The 535-nt window shown below is 38.3% G+C and carries 1 pseudogene; it reads right to left on the bottom strand.

The window, feature by feature from the left end:
- Positions 1-534, bottom strand: a pseudogene (locus ABD481_RS47100) (hypothetical protein); the annotation flags it as partial.
- Between the last annotated feature and the right edge of the window lies 1 nt (position 535).

Genomic DNA, 535 nt, shown 5'->3' with positions numbered 1-535 from the left:
ATTTGATGATAGCTTTTCACGCAAAGGACTTAGTAGGGAATATAGACCTTTCACCAAGACATTTCGTTCTTTGGGTTCTTCTCCATTCAATAACGCATTTCGATCGGAGCCGCCATATAGCTTATCAATCCATTGAACAATAAGGTTCGGTTTTCCATTAGCAAGGGATATTATTTCGTCTAACTGAGGCTCAACTAACAATACTAACTCATCATATTTTTTGGTAAGATGTAAACTCTCAATTAGCTCAAGAAATAGTTTTATTTTACCTCGATTTAATGTTGGCGATTTTAGCCGAATGAAAAGATATGAGGCAGCCAAGAGAAACAATAGATATACTGCACTCGAACTATCCAATCCCCATATCCACGGTCCGAAACTGTAATACAGTCCAACTTGTCTTAATGCAGGTGCAAAAACCAAATAATTAGCTAGTATAAAAATCAGCCCAATGATTAGTAGGTCCCACCGAGTCATACAAAAACGAAATCGCAGTCTGCTGGTAGGAGTAATTATTGCCCATACGGCAGCGATC

Origin of the sequence: Catenulispora yoronensis, from assembly GCF_039531695.1 — a bacterium.
GTDB lineage: Bacteria > Actinomycetota > Actinomycetes > Streptomycetales > Catenulisporaceae > Catenulispora > Catenulispora yoronensis.
Note: the sequence above shows the minus strand (reverse complement) of the source record. Positions and strands in the feature narration are given on the sequence as shown.